Origin of the sequence: Testudinibacter sp. 'clade 2' (assembly GCF_006227735.1) — a bacterium.
Classification (GTDB): Bacteria; Pseudomonadota; Gammaproteobacteria; order Enterobacterales; family Pasteurellaceae; genus Chelonobacter.
In genome coordinates this window covers 1-1824 of sequence record NZ_VDHB01000213.1, presented here as the reverse complement: position 1 = coordinate 1824, position 1824 = coordinate 1, and the positions used below count along the sequence as shown (strand labels likewise).

Annotated in this window: 3 protein-coding genes; all 3 read right to left on the bottom strand. The window is 43.3% G+C overall.

Annotation, left to right across the window (positions count from 1 at the left end):
* Positions 1 to 172: 172 nt before the first annotated feature.
* Genes FHQ30_RS12715 through exbB form a run of 3 tightly spaced genes read right to left on the bottom strand, consistent with a single transcriptional unit; the run spans position 173 to position 1787 of the window.
* The gene (locus FHQ30_RS12715) at positions 173 to 931 is read right to left on the bottom strand and encodes an energy transducer TonB (RefSeq protein ID WP_139610181.1); all 759 of its coding nucleotides are present in this window, start codon (positions 929 to 931) and stop codon (positions 173 to 175) included.
* Positions 928 to 1317 (bottom strand): TonB system transport protein ExbD, encoded by a 390-nt coding sequence (gene exbD / locus FHQ30_RS12710; RefSeq protein ID WP_139610182.1) that lies wholly within the window; start codon positions 1315 to 1317, stop codon positions 928 to 930. Before exbD ends, FHQ30_RS12715 begins: the two co-directional genes overlap by 4 nt.
* A gap of 17 nt (positions 1318 to 1334) precedes the next feature.
* Positions 1335 to 1787 (bottom strand): TonB-system energizer ExbB, encoded by a 453-nt coding sequence (gene exbB, locus FHQ30_RS12705; RefSeq protein WP_139610183.1) that lies wholly within the window; start codon positions 1785 to 1787, stop codon positions 1335 to 1337.
* Positions 1788 to 1824 lie beyond the last annotated feature (37 nt).

Below are 1824 nucleotides of genomic sequence, written 5' to 3'. Positions count from 1 at the left end.
CTATTGATTTCGGCTTACGCCTAGATTGTGCTTATTTTAAACGACAACTCAAAATATAAACAAAGATCAACAGACCCTACTTAGCACATTAAAAAACGGCGCTAAAATCTTATGATTCAGCGCCGTTTTTTATCTATCGTATTTTCTTTATCTTATTAAAGCTAAAGTGCGGTCAGTCGAGGGTAAAGCTGACCGGAACTGACGGTGTAGAAATAACACCCGCAGGACGTGGCCCAACCGCTCTGGCATTCTCCACCGCTTTCAAAGCGGCTTTGTCCAAATCCGCATTGCCGGAAGACTTGATCACTTTCGGGTTTTGTGGCTTTCCATTCTCACTTAAGGTAAATGCTACCATCACCCGGCCTTGTTTACGCATCATTCTTGCCCGCTGCGGATAGTTTTTATTACGTTCAATTTCACGACGTAACTTAGCAAGATAGGCATCAATCTCCTTGCCTCCGGCACCAGCCACATTCTGCTGAGTCGTGCTTTGTGGTCCGCTTGCCTTAGAGGCAATATTATTAGGTGACTCGACAGTTTTCGGTCCACGCGCAACATCTAACGGCTTAGGCTCTTTTTTCTTCGGTTTTTCCTTTGGTTTCTCTTTTGGTTTAGGCTTTTCTTTTGGTTTTTCCGGTTGCTTCGGCTTTTCCTCTTTCGGCGGCTCAGGTTTAACCGTTGGATCTGGAATCTCTTCTTTCGGCTCCGGTAGCTCTTCTTTGATCAGCTCTGGTTCCGGCTCAGGTTCGGCTTCCACCATCGCCATCATCATCTCCATCGAGATGTTGGTACTGATCTCATTACTCACCTGTCCATTTGCACTTTCATCCGCCAGTGAACGAATCACCACCAGCAACAACAACAACGCAATCGCCAGATGAAAAACCAAAGAAACTACAAACCCAATTAGAGAACGGCGTTTTTGCATCACTGATTACCCTGTGGCTTTAACGTGACAATCGCCACATTCTTAATATCGTTTTTGGAAAACACATCAGTAATATCAACAAACTCCTGAAAAGGCGTCGCAGCATCAACTTTAAGCGTAACTTTCTGAGCTTTGTCCCATTTCGCCACTTCGTCAGCCAGCGCTTCTTTATTGATCGGCTTATCGTTATAGTACAGCTCGCCAGTTTCGGTCACTGTCAGCAATTTTGCCAAATCATCGGCTTTCATGGTCACGCTACTACTGGCTTTCGGCACATTCACCTGAATTTTGCCTTGTGAAATAAACGATGCCGTCACCAATACAATCGCCAACAGCACCAGCATAATATCCAAAAAAGGGATAATATTGATTTCATCAAATTTCTTCACCGCACTTCCCCTTGCAATTAAACCTGCTGCTGTTTTTCGTTAAAGGCAAACCATTTCAATTTATTAACGTCTACTTTTCGATTCAAACCGTTATAAAACACCATTGACGGAATCGCCACCAGGATCCCGACAGCGGTTGCTTTCAGTGCCAAGGAGAGGTTGACCATAATCGATGCCGCATCAATATCCCCACCAGATTGCCCCATGGTATAAAATGTTAACAAAATCCCGATCACCGTTCCCAACAACCCAACATAAGGTGCGTTTGACCCAATGGTTGAAATTGTAGTCAAATTGCGGGTCAAATCAATCTCCAACTCATGAATCGTGTCATATTGTTCCACCTTGACCTGACTAAAAAAAATGATGCGTTCGATTACCATCCATAACATGATAAAACTCATCAATGCCAGCGTTCCCAAGATGATATAATCAGTGTACTGCTCTAAAAATTCAAATAAATGATTCATTTACAACCTGCCTAGCCAAATATCGATAAAATAAAAT

What these genes read in the sequence shown, in the direction of transcription:
- exbB (WP_139610183.1), bottom strand. Translation starts at nt 1,787, where the DNA reads ATGAATCATTTATTTGAATTTTTAGAGCAGTACACTGATTATATCATC.